Genomic DNA, 17542 nt, shown 5'->3' with positions numbered 1-17542 from the left:
TCCCTGTACCAGAACCACCCCCTTGGACATTAACAATTTTTTCAGGGCTCTTTTCAGCGAAACCATCTGCTGCTGCTTCCACTAAAGGTTGAAGAGCCGTAGACCCAACTGCTGTAATGGACTGACCACGGTCAATCCAAGAGGCACAGCCAGTTAAGACTAGTGTGGCCATTGCTAGTGATAAAATCACTGCAAGGACTTTTGTTTTTTTCATTTTTGTCCTCCGAGATTTTTGTAACAAAATAGCGTAATATATAGGCTTCTAAAAGACATCTCTTTAATTATACCAAGGATAGGATGATTAAGTCACATTAAACTTTGATTACAGGCTGTCAGATATGGTATCTCAAACCCTTTGGATAGTAATTTTTTACGGTATTTCCAACGACTTTGGCAAATCCAAACCCATTACCGTCAACCAATAAATGATACCAACCGTTAGGAAGGGCTTGGTCTAAAGTAACCACATTGCCTGAAACATACTGGGCAAACTGCTCTTGATTGAGGGATAGACTTGAAACAACTTCATCAGAGGTTAGTGCCATTCCGAGTGCAAAACTTGGTTCGAAACGTTTCTTCTTGAAGATTCCTAGATGCAAACCGTTACGAGCGATTTTCACTTTGGAAAGATCTGGAAGACCATTAGGAAGTAGGTAAAGATTATCTCCAAAAACCTGAAGTAGACCATCTAGATGTGTTTTAAGGTGCTTTTTAGCGAAGGCTTCCCAAAGTTGCTTCTGCTCCTTATTAAGGTTAGATTTTCCTTCTTTGATACGCTTTTGCTCGGTTAGGCGCTGATCTTGAAATTTTGCCACAAATTGCCCCTCACCCTTAAAATGATGCGGATACATACGAGCTGTTTCTGGAAAATTGATTCCATGACACATACCATTTTGTTTCGGAATGTCTACCAATTCAAGGTCAGGGTAATTCTCTAAAATCCAAGAGACCACACCTTCATTCTCCTCAGGGGACCAGGTGCAGGTTGAGTAGATTAATTGGCCACCTGGGGCAAGCATCTTCAAACCATCTGTTAAGATGTCCTTCTGCAATTGTGCTAGCTCACTCGGATAGTCCTTATGCCAATATTGGATTGCATCAGGGTCTTTGCGGAACATTCCTTCACCAGAACATGGTCCATCAAAGACAATCGTATCAAAGTAATTTTTGAAAACTTTAGCTAGTTTATCGGCTGACGTATTAGTCACCACGACATTTCTAGCACCAAAACGTTCAATATTTTCAACTAAAATCTTGCTACGTTTGGGATTGATTTCATTGCTAACGAGCAGTCCTGTATTGTCTAGATAGCTTAGAAGATGGGTAGATTTTCCGCCTGGAGCAGCTGCTAAATCTAAGACACGACTTCCCTTAGCTGGAGCTGCAACTTGAGCAACCATTTGAGCTGCAGGTTCCTGAGAATAGACCAAACCAGTCGCATGGTCAGAAGATTTCCCAGAAATTTTCCCGTAATGACCCCAAGGTGTTTCAGGAATAGCATCAGGATAGTTTTTCTGCTGCTTTTTAAGAGGATTTGTGCGATAGGCAGATACGGCTTCCTGGTCAAAAGATGCGAAGAAGTTATCCGCTTCTTTACCCAATAAGCCAGTGTATTTTTCTACAAAATCTAATGGAAATTCCATAGTTTCCTTTCTATTAAAAAACTGGACCAACCAAGAGGACTTATGGTCCTGATTTGTCCAGTATATTTATTCAATTAATCTTTAGAGCTCATAATGGTTTTAATGTCATTGAGCTTTGCTTTAGGAACGAGCATTACCGCTTGACGACTAGAGTAATCAAGAGCTTCTCCGTTAATGGTCTCAAGCTGATAACCTAATTTTTCGCCCATAATACTTGCTGCAGCATAGTCCCATGGGTAAATGACAGAAAAATAGGCTAAAATTTGACCGGATAGGACTTTTGACATACTTAAACCGGCACCACCATAAACACGTACGCCCAAGGTTTTATTAATAAAGCTTTGGAGGCCATGAAAATTTTTAGCAAACATAGCTGCATTACTAGCAACTAGACATCGATTTAAAGGACGATCTTGATATACTGGAAGTAACTTGTCATTACAATAAACATCGAATTGGCCACCACCATAGAAAAGTTCATCAGCCATGACGTTATAAATGAGGCCGAATTTTCCTTGGCCCTCTTCGTAGTAAGCAATCATGACACAAAAATTTTCTTGTTGAACAATAAAATTGACTGTTCCGTCAATAGGATCCAAGACCCAGACATTGCCATCTTTTATATCATGAACTAGGCCATTTTCTTCTGCAAAAATATGATCCGTAGGGAAAGCAGATTGAATCCTAGCAACGAGTAAATCTTGTGTTTGCTTATCAATATTAGTTACTAAATCATCAAAAGCTGTCTTTTCTTCGACTGTTATCGTTTTTGACAAACTGTCTTTAATAAAATCTCCAGCTTCTTTTATGATTTCTTTTGCGAAACTCAATTTATTTTCCAAGTGAGATTAATCCTTTATCTTGTGCTTTGGCGGCTTTGATAGCTTGGTAGGTTGAAAAACCGCTAGCTTCTTCAAAAGCCTTGTCGAGTTGCTTTTCAGGTGCCTTTCCGGGGACAACAATCTTAAATGCTTTATAGGCTTGCAAGAGTTGATCACGATCAACCTTGCTTTCGTATGCTTTTTCTACCTGACTCAAAAAATGAAGCACTGTGGTAATTTCCTCAGTGCTCCACGATGGATCGAGTGGGTAGGAATAATTTCCTTTAGTCATTGTTCCCCTCAATTTCAGCACGAATGGTCGCTTGACGTAGCTCTTGCTTTCTATAGTCACGAGGCAAAAAAGCACGAATTTCATCTTCATTAAACCCAATTTGCATGCGTTTGTTATCCATAATGATAGGTCGACGAAGAAGATTTGGATATTCAGAAATCAATTGAATAAGTTCCTTGATGGTTAAATCATCTACATCGATGTTTAATTTTTGAAAGACTTTTGAACGGGTTGAAATGATATCCTCTGTACCATTTTCTGTATAAGACAAAATCCTCATCAACTCATCGTGGGTTAATGGGCTTGTGATAATATTGTGTTCGTTAAAAGCAACTTCATGATTGGTCAACCAGGCTCTTGCTTTCCTACAGCTGGTGCAGCTAGGTGATAAAAATAAAGTTACCATGCAAACGCCCCTTTCACTTTAACATTCCTAATTATTATACAATATTTGTATAGTTTTGGCTACGCTTTCTTAAAATTTTCTGCGATATTTTTGTCTGTATTCAATTGTTCACAAAGTTCATCTATGCTATTAAACTTAACCATATCACGGATATATTCTAGCCAGAAGACTTCAATCGTTTTCCCATAGATGTCGCCTTCAAAATCAAAGATGTTGGCTTCAAGACGCAGTTCTGTCCCTCCAAAGGTGACATTTTTACCCAAGCTGGTCATAGAACGATAGCGTTTTCCATCAATGACGACGTCAGCAACGTAAACCCCATCAGCTGGTAGAAAGGTTCTATCAATTGGTGCTAGATTGGCCGTTGGAAAACCAATAGTGCGTCCACGCGCATCTCCGTGGACCACAATACCTCGTGTAGAGAATTCATGTCCCAAGAGGTTATTAGCCTCTTTAACCTTACCTTCTCTAATCAACTGGCGAATACGAGTTGATGAAATTTTTTCACCATCACTTTGTTGCTCTTCAATGACATGTACCCTTCCGGAAAAATTTCGAGCTAAATAGTCTGCATCCGTTCGATGGTGTCCAAACTTGTAATCAAATCCCACAACAACCTCTTGAGCCTTCAAACGCTTAATATAACGAGCAATGAAGTCATCAGAACTGGTTCGGGCAAAATCACTATTGAAATCCGTTAAATAAAGTTGATCTGTTCCGTAAGCTTCAAAAAGATCACAACGTCTTTGAGGTGCAGTGATATGAAGAAGGAGGTCATCTGTATAGCGTTGGAACGTCAGTTGCGGACTCTCGTTAAAGGTAAGGACAGCTACTTCAAGCTGTTTCTCATCAGCAATCTGACGTGCCTTATCAAACAGGACTTTATGACCACGGTGAAGCGCATCGAAATAGCCTAAGACAAGGACTGTTCCCTTCTCCTGATGGATATCTTTATAATCGTTAATGGACGTTACTTTCATTGGATTAATACTTTTCTAGGTTTATAGACGTGATGTCGCTTTTCCATGATGGCTAGAACCTTGTCACCCAAAAAGGCTGCTACCAGAGGTTCTTGGCTCTCTAAGGAAATAAAGCGACCAAATGAGATTTCTTTGGCATCTTCTTCAGTGACTTGCACAGCCGGTAGGTCCTGAACACCAAATTCGATAGGGAGTAAGAAAGACTCATCCCCTGCTTCTACCATTTCTGAAATTTGTGAGAGGGTTAGGGCTAAATCTAACGTTAACCCTGCTGAAGCTGTTCGACGCAGAGCAGACATGTGGCTAGCATAACCAAGTTTAGCACCTAAGTCGACAGATAAGGTACGGACATAAGTTCCTTTGCTACAAGCAACACGGAAGGTAAATCTTGCAGTGCCGTTTTCAAGCTTAATAGGTGAGGTACGAACAAACTCGGTAATTGTCACTTGGCGTTGTGGACGTTCGACTTCTTGGCCGGCGCGTGCATATTCATAAAGTTTTTTCCCATTGACTTTAACTGCTGAGTACATCGGTGGGGTTTGTGTGATTTGGCCCTCAAAACTAGACATGGCTTTATCAACAGATTCTTCATCTAGCTCTGTTAAAGGTGTTGTTTGGACGACGTCACCGCTAGCATCTTCGGTCGTTGTCGAAAAGCCAATGGTAATTTCACCCTCATATACCTTGCCAGCTTCAGTCATGTATTCAATGACACGAGTAGCCTTTCCAACTGCTATGGGTAAAACACCAGTAACATCAGGATCTAGGGTTCCACCGTGTCCGATTTTCTTTTCATGTAAAATTTTGCGCAGTTTAAATACTGCATCGTGACTGGTCATTCCAGCTTCTTTTTTAGATTAATAATTCCTGAAATCATACTTTTAATTATATCAAAAGCAAGCATAAAGAGCTAGGTAGAAACATAAAGAGGCCAAGAGTAAATTCTCTAGCCTCTTCAGATGTTTATAACGTCACATTTACTTCTTCTTTTTAATCAATATCCCTTTTGAGGTCGCTATCTAGCTCAAAGAAAGGCTGGATATCTTGGACATACTCTAGGACGCCCTGAAAGTCTCCTTTATCGTCTCGTACAGCAGCATAGGTGACGTAGACGAATTTTCCTAGACGTTCAGATTTGAACCACATTGGTACTTGGTCACGCTCACCACTTCTGAGTAAGTCAAAGATTTTCTTGACCTTGTCAAGGACTTTTGGCGGATGACAAAGTTCAACATTCCGTCCAATTTGACTAGGTGTTCGTTTAAAGACCATTTCATTGGCTGGAACATTGTCGTTATAGTATTGGAAAATATCATCTTTATTAACGAAAGTGATTTCCAAAGGGAGATGATTGAGGATGAGATTGGCCTGTTCAACAGATAGATAACCATTGCCAAAAGGCTGTGTGGTTTCTCTATCTACGACAGTTTCAGCCTTTGGTTTCGGTGTGAAGCTGATGGTGAATTGCCCTTCAGGGGTATCTATGACACGTGTATTGCCGATATTCTCCTCAGCTTTTGGACTAGACTTTTCTTCTAGTACAGTATCATCAAAACGCTCTCGCTTAGGCTTCCAGATAGCTGTAGGCTTTATAATAGCATAGCCATAGGCGTCGCTCTCCTCAGCAATGGAAAGCCAATCATCCTGCGTGAAGGTTTCTAGCAGAATCATAAGTAGGATGGCTTCTTCCTTGAAAATCATAGCTTCAAACTCTTCCGAAAAGGCTTCAAATGCTTTTGAAAACTCTTCTAAAGTACTTTCTGGAAGTGCTTTGAGTTTAGCTTCTGCTACTCTAAAAAGTTTTCGGATGTCATCGTCTACACCCCACATCACTTTTGGCGGGGAGTCATGACCGTAACGCTCCATAATTGGAAAGAAGAGCTTTTCTTTACGTGTGTAATGATTATGGAATTGACCAAGTAATGACATCTGATGCTTAAGCCCATTTACTAGGTCAGATTTAAACTCTTCATTTTCAGGCTTACTGATATTTTCTACGATACGTCGAATACGGAGAATAGCTGAACGTAGGGCTAAATTCTCTTGTTTAAACACATAAACAGGGTGGCCTTCTTGATCAGCGTCTGCTACCTCCACATCTGCAATGGCTCCTTTAAAGAGGTTAGCATGTACATTACAGAGGCTCATGACATCTTCAAAAGTAACTCCTTCTTCAGATGCCATCAGTTCATGTTCCATCATAGAGATTTCAAGGGCAGAAACGCCCTTGAAATGTTGATTGAAGCGCTCTTGAACACTCTCAGGACTGGCTCCATGGTGCAAATCTAGTAGAATTTCTTTGAGTATTTGAATACGATTGTTTTCCATATCAGTCTCCGATGACATCATATCCATTGAATAGTAAGGTTTGCTTAATTTTATCTAGGGGAATATTAGCTAACTTAGAGCCAGCTTTTAGACTAGTTACCTTACCGACAGTATTTAGCATAGCAGGGTTGGACAAGGGCTTGAAACCGAGATCAATCAGTAAATCCTTAACCTCTGGATGCTCTTTAATGATGGTTGCGACTGGTTGTGATAAATCTATAGTGTTGGTTGTCATAGTGACCTCCTATTAACATATTTACTACTACCATTATACACGAGAATAATGAAAAAAGGCCAACAAACCTGAGTCTGTGCCTTTAATTAGTTTCCAAATAGAGCTTCCGTGACATTATGTTGGATATTCTCCCACTCTTGCTCTGCACGAACCATCTTACGATGGAAATCAGCGCGGCCACGTAAATAAGCGGCAATCTGATAATCTTGCTTAACAATTGGTATCTCAGGGATTTTAATATCCAAGAGGTCAGCAGTCGATAAGTTGAGGACGGCCTTACCCTTATCAGCATAATCTAAATAAGTACGTCCGATCTCAGTCTCAAGGAAAAATTTGATGTAGAACCCACGAAGTTTTTCTTTAGGACGAAGAACTGTAATATTTGACGAGGCAACCACTTCACGTTTACCTTGATCCTCAAAAACAGCTACTTTTTGCACTGTCCCTTTTGAAGCGATGAGGACATCACCATCCTCTAGCAAAAACCGTAAGAGCTTACGACGTTCTTCAGAAAAAGTTTTAAGGTCTTTATATGAAATACCGCTTGGTGTCATATCGGATAAATTAATAACAGCAAATTCGCCTGGTTCAGCTTTAGCAGGGACAGCTTTGCCTTTGAACTGGTCAACAACATCACCTAAACGAATAAGCTTATCAGTATTAGCTTCATAATTGACAATCAATTGAGGTCTTTCTTTTTCAGTCATTGAATCTCCTTTCTTATATTCGAGTATCCTTGATGAGTATTGCTATACAATAATAGCAAGAAGCTAATACTTTTGCAAGTAAAAACTGCAATAAATGTAAAATAAAAAAAGAGACTAGGTCTCTTAATTACAAGCTTTTAACAGCTGCTACTGCTGCTTCATAGTTTGGATCTGTATTAATATTTTCCAGATATTCCACGTAAGTAATCTTGTTATCAGCATCAGCTACTAAAACAGCACGCGCTAATAGGTGCCATTCTTCAATAAGAACACCATACTCTCTTCCGAAGCGATTATCGTAGTAGTCAGAAAGCATAATAGCATTTTCAAGTCCCTCAGCACCGCACCAACGAGCTTGTGCAAATGGTAGGTCTACAGAGATAGTAATTACCACAGTATCATCTAGTTCTGATAACTCTTTGTTAAAAGTACGTGTTTGCGTTGAGCAGATACCTGTATCAATAGATGGAACAATAGAGATAACTTTTTTCTTTCCATCGAAATCTGATAGTGATTTTTGACTTAAATCTGTTGTAGTCAATGTAAAATCACGCAAAGTATCTCCTACTTGAAGTTGTTTGTCTTCAGCTACTGTAACTGGTTTTCCGATAAATGTTGGCATAATATTCCTCCAATAGTTTTTCTTTATTGTACTTTAAATGCTAGAACATGACTAGCCATTTGCTTATAAATTTTTAACAAAGAGCATTTCATAATCACAGAAGATATATCTATCTGCTAACTTCCTTTCATAATAAGCATGTATTTAATTACTTTTTAGAAGCTTCATAGGTCCAGCTTTATCATAGAAGTGTTGTACTATAATACCACCATTTATCGATAGTTTGATTTTAAAAATGTTGAGATGTCTCCTGCTTAAATCCTTTAAGAATACGATGTTATAGCCTAATTTAATATGTGATTCAAGATATCTGAAAAAGACCCAGCTAGATGCTGAGTCAATTCGTATTATAATACTTTTAGATTTTTTCCAAGGCAAGTTTCAAATCTTCAATCAAATCATCTGCATTTTCCAAACCGACAGAGATTCGAATTTGATTTGGAGTGACACCGCAGGCAAGCAAATCTTCTTCTGCCAATTGTTGATGGGTTGTTGTTGCAGGGTGAACAACCAATGATTTTGCATCGGCAACGTTGGCAAGGTCTGAGAAGATTTCAAGGTTATCAATGACTGTACGAGCTTCATCTTGTCCGCCCTTAACATGGAAAGTGAAAATAGAACCTGGTCCTTTAGGGAAGTATTTTTGTGCCAAGTCATAGTAAGGACTTGATGGCAATCCAGGATAGTTTACTTTCTCAACTTTTGGATGGTTTTCCAAGAAATCTACGATTTTTTCGTATTTTCGACGTGGCGTTCTACACGAAGTGAGAGGGTTTCAAGGCCCTGCAAGAGCAAGAAGGCATTGAAAGGTGCCAAGGCTGCACCTGTATCACGCAAAAGTTGTGTACGGAGGGCAGTAATAAATGCTGCTGCACCGACATCACGTGTATAACTGATATTGTGGTAAGAAGGATCTTCATCCACCAATTGTGGGAATTTACCTGAAGCTTCCCAATCGAATTTACCAGAATCGACGATAAGGCCTCCGATAGTTGTCCCATGTCCACCGATAAATTTAGTCGCAGAGTGAACCACGATATCTACACCATGAGAAATAACGTTAATAAGATAAGGTGTACCGAATGTATTGTCAGCCACCAATGGAATCTTATGACTGTGAGCGATGTCAGCAATCTTTTCAAAATCTGGAATGTTGATAAGTGGGTTACCCAAAGACTCAATCAAGACAAGTTTTGTATTATCTTTGATTGCAGCTTCTACTTCTTCAGGATTGTTGACGTCAACAAAAGTTGTTGTGACACCATAACGTGGGAGTGTTTCTTTCAAGAGGTTAAAAGTTCCACCATAAAGCGTTGTTGCAGCAACAACATGATCACCAGCGTGTGCCAAACCAAGTACTACATAAGTGATAGCAGCCATACCTGAAGCAGTTGCCAAGGCACCACACCACCTTCTAGTGCAGCAATACGGTCTTCAAGGACTGCTACAGTAGGGTTGGTAATACGAGTGTAAATATTACCAGGTTTTCTAAGGGCAAAGAGGTCTTCACCTTCTTGAGCATTATCAAAAACGTATGAAGTTGTTTGGTAAATAGGAACCGCACGTGATTTAGCTTCCTTATCAGGGGCTTGTCCAGCATGCAATTGTAGGGTTTCAAATGAAAATTCTCGTGTCATATGTGTTTCCTCCAAAACAAAAGTTGCCTTCATTCTACACCTAGCAAGTCAAGCTGTCTAATAGAAATTTCTTATCAGAGTGATAGATAGGATTTATAAAAAGAACCTTTCGGTCCTTTTATTTCTTTTCAATGGGTGCAACACTTGCTAGAACTTTTTTAAGTCCCACCTCTGGAAATTTAATTTTAAGTTCTTGGGTTTTACCACTACCAGTCACTTCTAGGACAGTTCCGTCTCCCCACTTCTTGTGATGGGCGATGTCGCCAATTTCCCAGTCTGTTGCTGTCTTGCTTGAGTCAGACGTTTTTCCGAATGGTAGCCCTCCGGTAGCTTTTGAAAATGGCTGAGCGCCAGTATGTCTTTGCGGTTGTGCATTGGCTTTTCTGATCTGAAGCGCTTGTTGTAAACTCATCCCCTGACCAAATTGTGTTGGTTCATCCTTTGTAAAACGAACACCAAAAGATGAATTAGCAGGACGTGCAAGTCCTTGATATTGCAATAAATCATCTGAGATTTCTCGCAAGAAACGACTTGGACGGTTGTAATTAGTCTTACCAAAAAGCGTACGAGTATTGGCATTGGTTAGGAAAAGAATTTCTTCAGCACGAGTAATTCCTACGTAAGCCAAGCGACGCTCTTCTTCAAGCTCATCTGGCTCTTCTGAAGCACGTGACAAGGGAAAGACGCCTTCTTCCATACCAATCAGAAAGACAACTGGAAATTCAAGCCCTTTAGCAGCGTGGAGGGTCATTAAGGTCACTTCTGCTGCTTCGACATCACCATCGTCCGTGTCAGCAATCAAAGCCAGATCGTTCAAGAAACGTCCTAAACGGTCAATACCCGTCTCGTCTTCTGTCCCATCTGTATTGGTTTCGTCGAAATTCTTGGTTACAGACATGAACTCCTCGATATTTTCAATACGTGCCTGACTTTCAAGCGTTTGTTGCATAGACAGAGCGTCCAGATAACCAGATTGGTCCAAGACAGCTTCAACAACTTCGGTAATACTTAAGTCATCTAGCTGGTCACGTAGATTCAGAATAACATTAGCAAAGTCATAAACGCCTTGAGCTGCTTTCCCTTTAATCGGTGACAACATAATATTAGCGGAAGCATCTAGAAGACTCATATCTTGCTCGTAGGCAAAGGTACGAATCTTTTCAAGAGTACCAGGACCGACCCCGCGTTTCGGTTCATTCACGACACGTTCAAAGCTAATATTATCCGCAGGGTTGGCAATCAAATTCAGATAAGAAATGACGTCACGAATTTCTTTACGGCTGTAGAACTTGGTACCTCCAACCATGGTATAAGGAATATTAGACTTGAGCAAGGCTTCTTCAATGGTACGAGATTGGGCGTTGGTACGGTAGAGGACTGCAAAGTCTTTAAAGTTCTTACCTTCTTCACGAACGACGTTATTAATCGTTGAAGCTACGAAAACAGCTTCATCTCGCTCGTCATTAGCACGGTAATAAACGATTTGTTCTCCGTCATCATTTTGAGTCCAAAGTTTTTTAGGACGGCGGTTGCGGTTGTTCTTAATCACCTCGTTGGCCGCTTGGAGAATTTTCTTAGTCGAACGGTAGTTTTCTTCCAGGAGAACTACCTTGGCTTCGGGATAGTCTTTCTCAAAATCAAGAATATTTTGCATATCAGCCCCACGCCAACCGTAGATTGATTGGTCTGCATCACCCACGACACAGATATTCTTGAAGCGAGAAGCCAAGAGTTTCACTAACTGATATTGAGCATGGTTAGTATCTTGGTACTCATCCACATGAATGTACTGATAACGTTGCTGATAATAAGCGAGAACATCTGGATTTTTATCAAAGAGACGCAAAGTCATCATAATCAAATCGTCGAAATCCATGGCCTCACTACGACGAAGCTCTTCTTGATAGGCTTTGTAACATTTAGCAACGATTTGCGTGTACATGTCGCCAGCCTGATGTTCATATGCCACTTCATCTAAAAGGTCGTTTTTAGCATTGGAAATCGTCCCTAAAATAGCACGCTCATTCCATTTTTAGGATCAAGATTAAGATTCTTGAGAATACGCTTCATCAGAGTGCGTTGTTCTCCAGGATCCACGATAGTGAAGTTTCGGTTATAGCCAATATGGTCCGCTTCACGGCGAAGAATTCGCACGCACATACTATGGAAGGTCGCAATCAAAGTTTCTGAAGTTGCTGGATTTAAAGCCATAGCACGTTCACGCATCTCACGAGCTGCCTTATTGGTAAAGGTGATGGCCAAAATATTCCAAGGATTGACCATTTTTTCGTCAATTAGGTAAGCAATGCGGTGGGTAAGCACTCGTGTCTTACCGGAACCTGCACCAGCCATAATCAAAAGAGGTCCTTCAGTCGTTTGAACTGCTTCTGATTGTTTATCATTCATACCGTTTAATAATGGGTTCATCATGTTCTCCATTCTCAAAAATAAGCTCTACTATTTTATCATTTTTCCGATGAAAATGCAGACTGTAGTCATGATTGTCATCAAATTCTCTAAACTTGAGATACTTGTTTCAAACTTGGATATTTGCTAGACATTCTTGATATGATAGCTAAGCTATGTGAGATTTACTTGTTCTTGTGCAATAATGAAAGCGTAATATTCGGATTTTTTAGGCTAATTAAGAAAATAGGTATTGACAGTGTTCGGTTTTTCGGTAAGATATAGTCACAATAAAATATTAACCGAATGACATCATCAGGATGACTGGTGATTGACGGACTTCTGGAGAGAGCTTGAAACAGCTACTGCTGTTTACAAGACACCGAAGGGGCAAGGGATAACACCCGAAACTCTCAGGTAAAAGGACAGAAAGCATTGCAAGTTTTTAACTTGTATGAATAGCTTTGTATTTTCAGAGGTCTGGTTAAGCCAAACCTCTTTTTTGGCGTCTCGGTTTAAGGAGATTCTAAACTTATGTTAGATTTTTTCACTTCCATTGATGACTTTGTATGGGGACCTCCCCTTCTTGTCCTTCTTGTAGGAACTGGTATCTACCTTACAATCCGTCTAGGACTTTTGCAAATCATTCGTCTGCCTAAAGCCTTTAAACTTATCTTTGCTGAAGATAAAGGGGAAGGTGATATTTCTAGTTTTGCAGCCCTTGCGACAGCTCTTGCCGCAACTGTCGGTACCGGTAATATTGTCGGGGTTGCAACAGCCATTAAGACTGGTGGACCTGGTGCCCTTTTCTGGATGTGGATTGCTGCCTTCTTCGGTATGGCAACTAAATATGCCGAAGGACTTTTAGCTATCAAATTCCGTACACTTGACGATCAGGGGAATGTATCTGGAGGTCCAATGTACTATATTACCAATGGCTTTAAAGGGAAATGGCAAACAATCGCTAAGCCTTTGGCCTACTTCTTTGCCTTTGCCGGTGTGCTTGTCGCATGGTTGGGTATTGGTACCTTCTCACAGGTTAACTCAATCACAGCATCTCTTCAAAACAGCTTTGATTGGTCACCAAAAATTGTCAGTGTGATCTTAGCCCTTATCACTGCTGCTATCATTTTCGGTGGTATTCAATCTATTTCAAAAGTATCTGAAAAAGTTGTGCCATTTATGGCTGGTCTTTACATCATTGCTGCACTTATTGTCATCTTTGCTAACTTCAATCAGCTGTTCCCTGTGCTTGAAATGGTTTTCCAATCAGCCTTTACTGGTAAAGCTGCTGTCGGAGGTTTTGCTGGCGCAACTGTTATGGTCGCAATGCGACTTGGTATTGCGCGTGGGGTATTTTCTAATGAATCAGGTCTTGGTTCTGCCCCTATCGCCGCTGCTGCTGCCAAGACTGAAGAACCTGTTGAACAAGGTTTGATTTCTATGACAGGTACCTTCATCGATACTATCATCATTTGTACCCTTACTGGACTTGCTATTCTCGTAACTGGACAATGGTCTGGTAGCTTAGAAGGTGCACCAATGACACAAGCGGCCTTCTCTTCTGTTTTCGGAACTTTTGGAGAAATTGCCCTAACACTTTCTTTAGTCTTGTTTGCCTTTACGACAGTTTTAGGTTGGTCATACTATGGGGAACGTTGTTTCGAATTTATTTTCAAATCTACCAAATTCCTCTCATTCTATCGTCTTGTCTTTGTAATCATGGTTGCTCTTGGTGGCTACCTAACACTCGATGTTGTTTGGAAAATTGCGGATATCGTAAACGGCTTGATGGCATTACCTAACTTGATTGCTCTTCTGGTCCTCTCACCAATCATTATCAAAGAGACCAAATCATATTTTGAACGTCATAAATAACGAAAAGAGCTCAGGCTCTTTTTTCTTGTCGTTATCAGCGCCAATTCTTGCGACTACTGCTTATTTGCGTTACAATGAAATAAATTCGTTTTAATACAAATAAAGAAATATTCAAAGGATAAAACATGTCAATTACCAAAGAATTTGATACTATTACAGCTATTTCAACCCCTTTAGGCGAGGGGGCCATCGGTATTGTTCGCTTATCAGGAACAGATGCTATTGCCATTGCTAATAAGGTTTTCAAAGGGAAAAATCTTGAAACCGTTGATTCTCATACCATCAATTATGGTCATATCGTGGAAAATGATGACATCATTGATGAAGTCATGGTCAGTGTCATGCGTGCTCCCAAAACCTTTACCCGTGAGGATGTGGTAGAAATCAACACACACGGCGGAGTTGCGGTAACTAATGAAATTCTGCAACTCCTTATCCGTTCTGGAGCTCGTATGGCTGAACCTGGTGAATTTACCAAGCGTGCCTTCCTAAATGGCCGTGTGGACTTAACTCAGGCTGAAGCTGTAATGGATTTGATTCGCGCCAAGACTGATAAGGCTATGGGCGTTGCCGTCTCGCAACTTGATGGCTCACTCAAGAATCTCATTAACAATACCCGCCAAGAAATCCTTAATACTTTAGCTCAGGTGGAAGTTAATATTGATTATCCTGAGTATGATGATGTTGAAGAGGTTACCACAAATCTTGTCCGTGAAAAAACGCAAGAGTTCCAAGCACTTTTAGAAAATCTTCTTGCCACTGCCAAACGAGGAAAAATCCTACGAGAAGGTCTTTCGACGGCAATTATTGGTCGTCCAAATGTCGGAAAATCAAGTCTTCTTAACAACCTCCTACGTGAGGAAAAAGCTATCGTGACAGACATTGAAGGGACCACTCGTGATGTTATTGAAGAATACGTTAATATCAAGGGTGTTCCACTTAAGTTAATCGATACGGCTGGTATTCGAGATACTGACGATGTTGTCGAAAAAATCGGTGTAGAGCGTTCTAAAAAGGCCCTAGAAGAAGCTGATTTGGTTCTTCTTGTCCTTAATAGCTCCGAGCCATTAACTGAGCAAGACCGTACCCTCATTGACATCAGCCAAAATAGCAATCGCATTATTCTCCTAAATAAGACTGACCTTCCTCAAGCTATCCAACTTGAAGAACTTCCCGAAGATGTCATCCCAATTTCAGTCTTGAAAAATGAAAACATTGATAAGATTGAAGAGCGCATCAATCAACTCTTCTTTGATAATGCTGGTTTGGTTGAGAAAGATGCCACCTATCTTTCAAATGCCCGTCACATTTCACTCATTGAAAAAGCTCTTGAGAGTCTTGAAGCCGTTAATCAAGGTCTTGAATTGGGCATGCCTGTTGACCTACTACAGGTTGATATGACACGTACTTGGGAAATTCTTGGTGAAATTACTGGTGATGCTGCTCCAGATGAACTCATTACGCAACTCTTTAGTCAATTCTGTTTAGGAAAATAGACATAACTAAATTTATGTAAAAAGATACTCCGTTATCTTTTTCTTTTTATGGTGAAGTTTTACATAATTTTAGTTACGTAAATATAAAACCAAACTATTCCATTTATAATAGTATGTTATGATTGTTGGAATAGTTTTCGACCATATAAAAACACCTGAAACCAAGTGTTTCAGGTGTTTGACAGTGTTAAGAAAGACAAATTTACAACTGTAATTAGCCCATTACTTTTCTTGTCATGTATACTGGCTTAGTTTTTCGCTTTACCTCTGTGTTTACCACTTAGTCCAAAGATAGTAAGCAACATACCAAGGCCAAGGAGACCAGCATGTGAGCTCTTGTCACCTGTTGTAGGAAGGACTTCGCCTTGAGCTGAAGCTTCTGTTACTTTTTCTGTTTCTTTAAGAGCATCATTTGTTGTTGACACAAAGAAGACTTTACCGTTTGGTGTCGTTACTACTTTAGAAACCACAGGTTTAGTTGATGTTAGTTCTTTAGCAACATCCAATGGAGTAACTGGACTTAATGGATTAAGCGTAGGTTGCTCTGCTTCATCTTTCTTAGTCAATGCGGCATAATTAGCGCTTGAAATTGAAATGGTACGTGAATTTGGATTAATGACAGCATATTTAGAAAGGTCTGCTGTTGCCAAATAATCAGCAAAGATAGAATCCATTGAAGGCCCTTCTTCACGTGGTCCACCCAGCATTGTGTAGCCATCACCACCAGCAGCCAAGAAATCATTGGTTACAAGATAGTAGGTTTCAGTTTTGTCGAGAGGCTTGTAGGCTTTAGTTTCTGGATCTAAAATGTCAATAGAAAGGATACGTTTTTCTGTAGGAAGGGTGGTGTCATAATAGACACGAGCTCCTGCTTCTTGAAGGAAACCACCTGAAGGTTCAAGTAAAGGTTGACCATTTTCATCAAGAACATTTTTACCACTTTCATCAACTTGAAGAATAGAACCAAGAGACTTGACGAACATATCATAGATGTTTTGACCAGTAACCTGAATTTGAGCAACAGAGTTACCAAATGGCAGAACAGCAATAATATCTCCCTTTGTCACAGGTTTATCTTTGGCAATCGTTTCACGAAGACCACCGCCGTTAGTCACTGCAAGATTAGATTTGTGGCTAAAACCAGATTGACCGTAATCCAAGAGAGCATCTGCGACAACATTACCAAGATTGGTTTCACGAACACGGACATCCATTCGGTCACCACTCAGTTTGACAGGACTGTTTTCAATAACAACTTTTGACGAATCAGCTTTGTATTTAGCTTGGATATCATCAAGCATTGCTTTAATCTTAGGGTTAACTTGGTAATTCTTCTTGGCTTCGTCATGTGTAATCACTCCATGTGACAAAATACGGTCAGAATTATAGACAACACGGCCGACATTATTAAGGTAGCTACCTGTTTGATTGTAAGTGACGTTATCGCCGTAAGTTGCTGTATGAAGGGTGTGTGAGTGCCCATCAAGAACAAGTACACGTTTACCCTTAAGTGGTGCATAATTTGAAAGAGCTTCCGCCAAAGTTGAACCACGCCACTCAACAGGAGTTGTTGTATCAATACCTAAGTGAGCAAGAACAATGTAAGTTTTGTAATCCTTACCTTCGGCACGAGCATTTGATTCGACTTGATCAATAACAGCTTCGACTTCTGAAATAGGATCTTTAAAAGTCACACCAACAATGTTTCGAGGGTGTGTTTTAGTGGCTGTTTCAGGGGTAGTGACACCAATAACAACGACTTCATCACCATCAACACCAGGTGTTTTATCAACGATTGTAGATGGTTGGAAAAGACGAACACCATTGACATAGACGTTAGATGTGATGATTGGGAAATTAATCTGTTTGCTCAAACGGCGCAATTGGTCAAGTCCAAAGTCAAATTCATGGTTACCAACGGTCATAGCGTCATAGCCGACCGCATTCATGACTGTAGCCATATCCTCACCCTTAGAACTATTTGAAATAGGAAGACCTTGGAAAGAGTCTCCAGAATCAAAGACAAGGGTTGTTCCTTTTGAGCGATAATCATTGACGATGCCAGACAAGAGCGCATCACCAATAACACCA

General features: G+C 40.3%; 12 protein-coding genes, 4 pseudogenes and 1 riboswitch. Of the genes and pseudogenes, 2 read left to right on the top strand and 14 right to left on the bottom strand.

Going from position 1 to position 17542, the window contains the following annotated elements:
• The 13 genes and pseudogenes from HSISS2_RS03260 to pcrA form a co-directional block, all read right to left on the bottom strand.
• A pseudogene (locus HSISS2_RS03260) lies at positions 1-214 on the bottom strand (phosphate-binding protein); the annotation flags it as partial.
• A 118-nt stretch (positions 215-332) separates the two neighbouring features.
• Positions 333-1643 (bottom strand): RsmF rRNA methyltransferase first C-terminal domain-containing protein, encoded by a 1311-nt coding sequence (locus tag HSISS2_RS03255; protein ID WP_021145370.1) that lies wholly within the window; start codon positions 1641-1643, stop codon positions 333-335.
• Between the two features lie 74 nt (positions 1644-1717).
• Positions 1718-2485, bottom strand: coding sequence for an inositol monophosphatase family protein (locus HSISS2_RS03250; RefSeq protein ID WP_002888374.1), 768 nt, complete (start codon positions 2483-2485; stop codon positions 1718-1720).
• On the bottom strand, positions 2475-2756 hold the full coding sequence (locus tag HSISS2_RS03245; RefSeq protein WP_002888377.1) for a UPF0223 family protein: 282 nt from the start codon (positions 2754-2756) through the stop codon (positions 2475-2477). Before HSISS2_RS03245 ends, HSISS2_RS03250 begins: the two co-directional genes overlap by 11 nt.
• Positions 2749-3162, bottom strand: a complete 414-nt coding sequence (locus tag HSISS2_RS03240) for a Spx/MgsR family RNA polymerase-binding regulatory protein (protein WP_002888379.1) — start codon at positions 3160-3162, stop codon at positions 2749-2751. Before HSISS2_RS03240 ends, HSISS2_RS03245 begins: the two co-directional genes overlap by 8 nt.
• 59 nt (positions 3163-3221) lie before the next feature.
• Positions 3222-4142, bottom strand: a complete 921-nt coding sequence (locus HSISS2_RS03235) for a bifunctional riboflavin kinase/FAD synthetase (RefSeq protein ID WP_021145366.1) — start codon at positions 4140-4142, stop codon at positions 3222-3224.
• Positions 4139-5019 (bottom strand): annotated as a pseudogene (truB, locus tag HSISS2_RS03230) (tRNA pseudouridine(55) synthase TruB). The gene HSISS2_RS03235 and the pseudogene truB overlap by 4 nt, the downstream one beginning before the upstream one ends.
• Positions 5020-5132: 113 nt before the next feature.
• Positions 5133-6470 carry a DUF438 domain-containing protein gene (locus HSISS2_RS03225; RefSeq protein ID WP_021145364.1) on the bottom strand — a complete coding sequence of 446 codons (1338 nt, stop codon included), beginning with the start codon at positions 6468-6470 and terminating at the stop codon, positions 5133-5135.
• A 1-nt stretch (position 6471) separates the two neighbouring features.
• Positions 6472-6705 (bottom strand): DUF1858 domain-containing protein, encoded by a 234-nt coding sequence (locus HSISS2_RS03220; protein WP_004182516.1) that lies wholly within the window; start codon positions 6703-6705, stop codon positions 6472-6474.
• Between the two features lie 86 nt (positions 6706-6791).
• Positions 6792-7412 (bottom strand): restriction endonuclease subunit S, encoded by a 621-nt coding sequence (locus tag HSISS2_RS03215; protein ID WP_021145363.1) that lies wholly within the window; start codon positions 7410-7412, stop codon positions 6792-6794.
• A 127-nt stretch (positions 7413-7539) separates the two neighbouring features.
• Positions 7540-8034: a thiol peroxidase gene (gene tpx, locus HSISS2_RS03210; RefSeq protein WP_021145362.1), complete on the bottom strand. Its 495-nt coding sequence runs from the start codon at positions 8032-8034 to the stop codon at positions 7540-7542.
• A 358-nt stretch (positions 8035-8392) separates the two neighbouring features.
• Positions 8393-9671, bottom strand: a pseudogene (locus tag HSISS2_RS03200) (O-acetylhomoserine aminocarboxypropyltransferase/cysteine synthase family protein).
• Between the two features lie 118 nt (positions 9672-9789).
• Positions 9790-12098, bottom strand: a pseudogene (gene pcrA / locus HSISS2_RS03195) (DNA helicase PcrA).
• A gap of 311 nt (positions 12099-12409) precedes the next feature.
• A riboswitch (glycine riboswitch) is annotated at positions 12410-12516 on the top strand.
• A gap of 95 nt (positions 12517-12611) precedes the next feature.
• Between pcrA and HSISS2_RS03185 the strand changes: the two are divergent.
• Positions 12612-13955: a sodium:alanine symporter family protein gene (locus HSISS2_RS03185; RefSeq protein WP_002888394.1), complete on the top strand. Its 1344-nt coding sequence runs from the start codon at positions 12612-12614 to the stop codon at positions 13953-13955.
• A gap of 125 nt (positions 13956-14080) precedes the next feature.
• On the top strand, positions 14081-15451 hold the full coding sequence (mnmE, locus tag HSISS2_RS03180; RefSeq protein ID WP_021145355.1) for a tRNA uridine-5-carboxymethylaminomethyl(34) synthesis GTPase MnmE: 1371 nt from the start codon (positions 14081-14083) through the stop codon (positions 15449-15451).
• A 248-nt stretch (positions 15452-15699) separates the two neighbouring features.
• Here the strand turns inward: mnmE and HSISS2_RS03175 are convergent.
• The coding region (locus HSISS2_RS03175; RefSeq protein WP_042766955.1) for a 5'-nucleotidase C-terminal domain-containing protein at positions 15700-17542 on the bottom strand (1843 nt) is incomplete at its 5' end.

It is taken from the genome of Streptococcus sp. HSISS2, from assembly GCF_000448665.1.
Classification (GTDB): Bacteria; Bacillota; Bacilli; order Lactobacillales; family Streptococcaceae; genus Streptococcus; species Streptococcus raffinosi.
The sequence above is the reverse complement of the archived record's forward strand: the minus strand, read 5'-3'. Positions and strand labels throughout refer to the sequence as shown.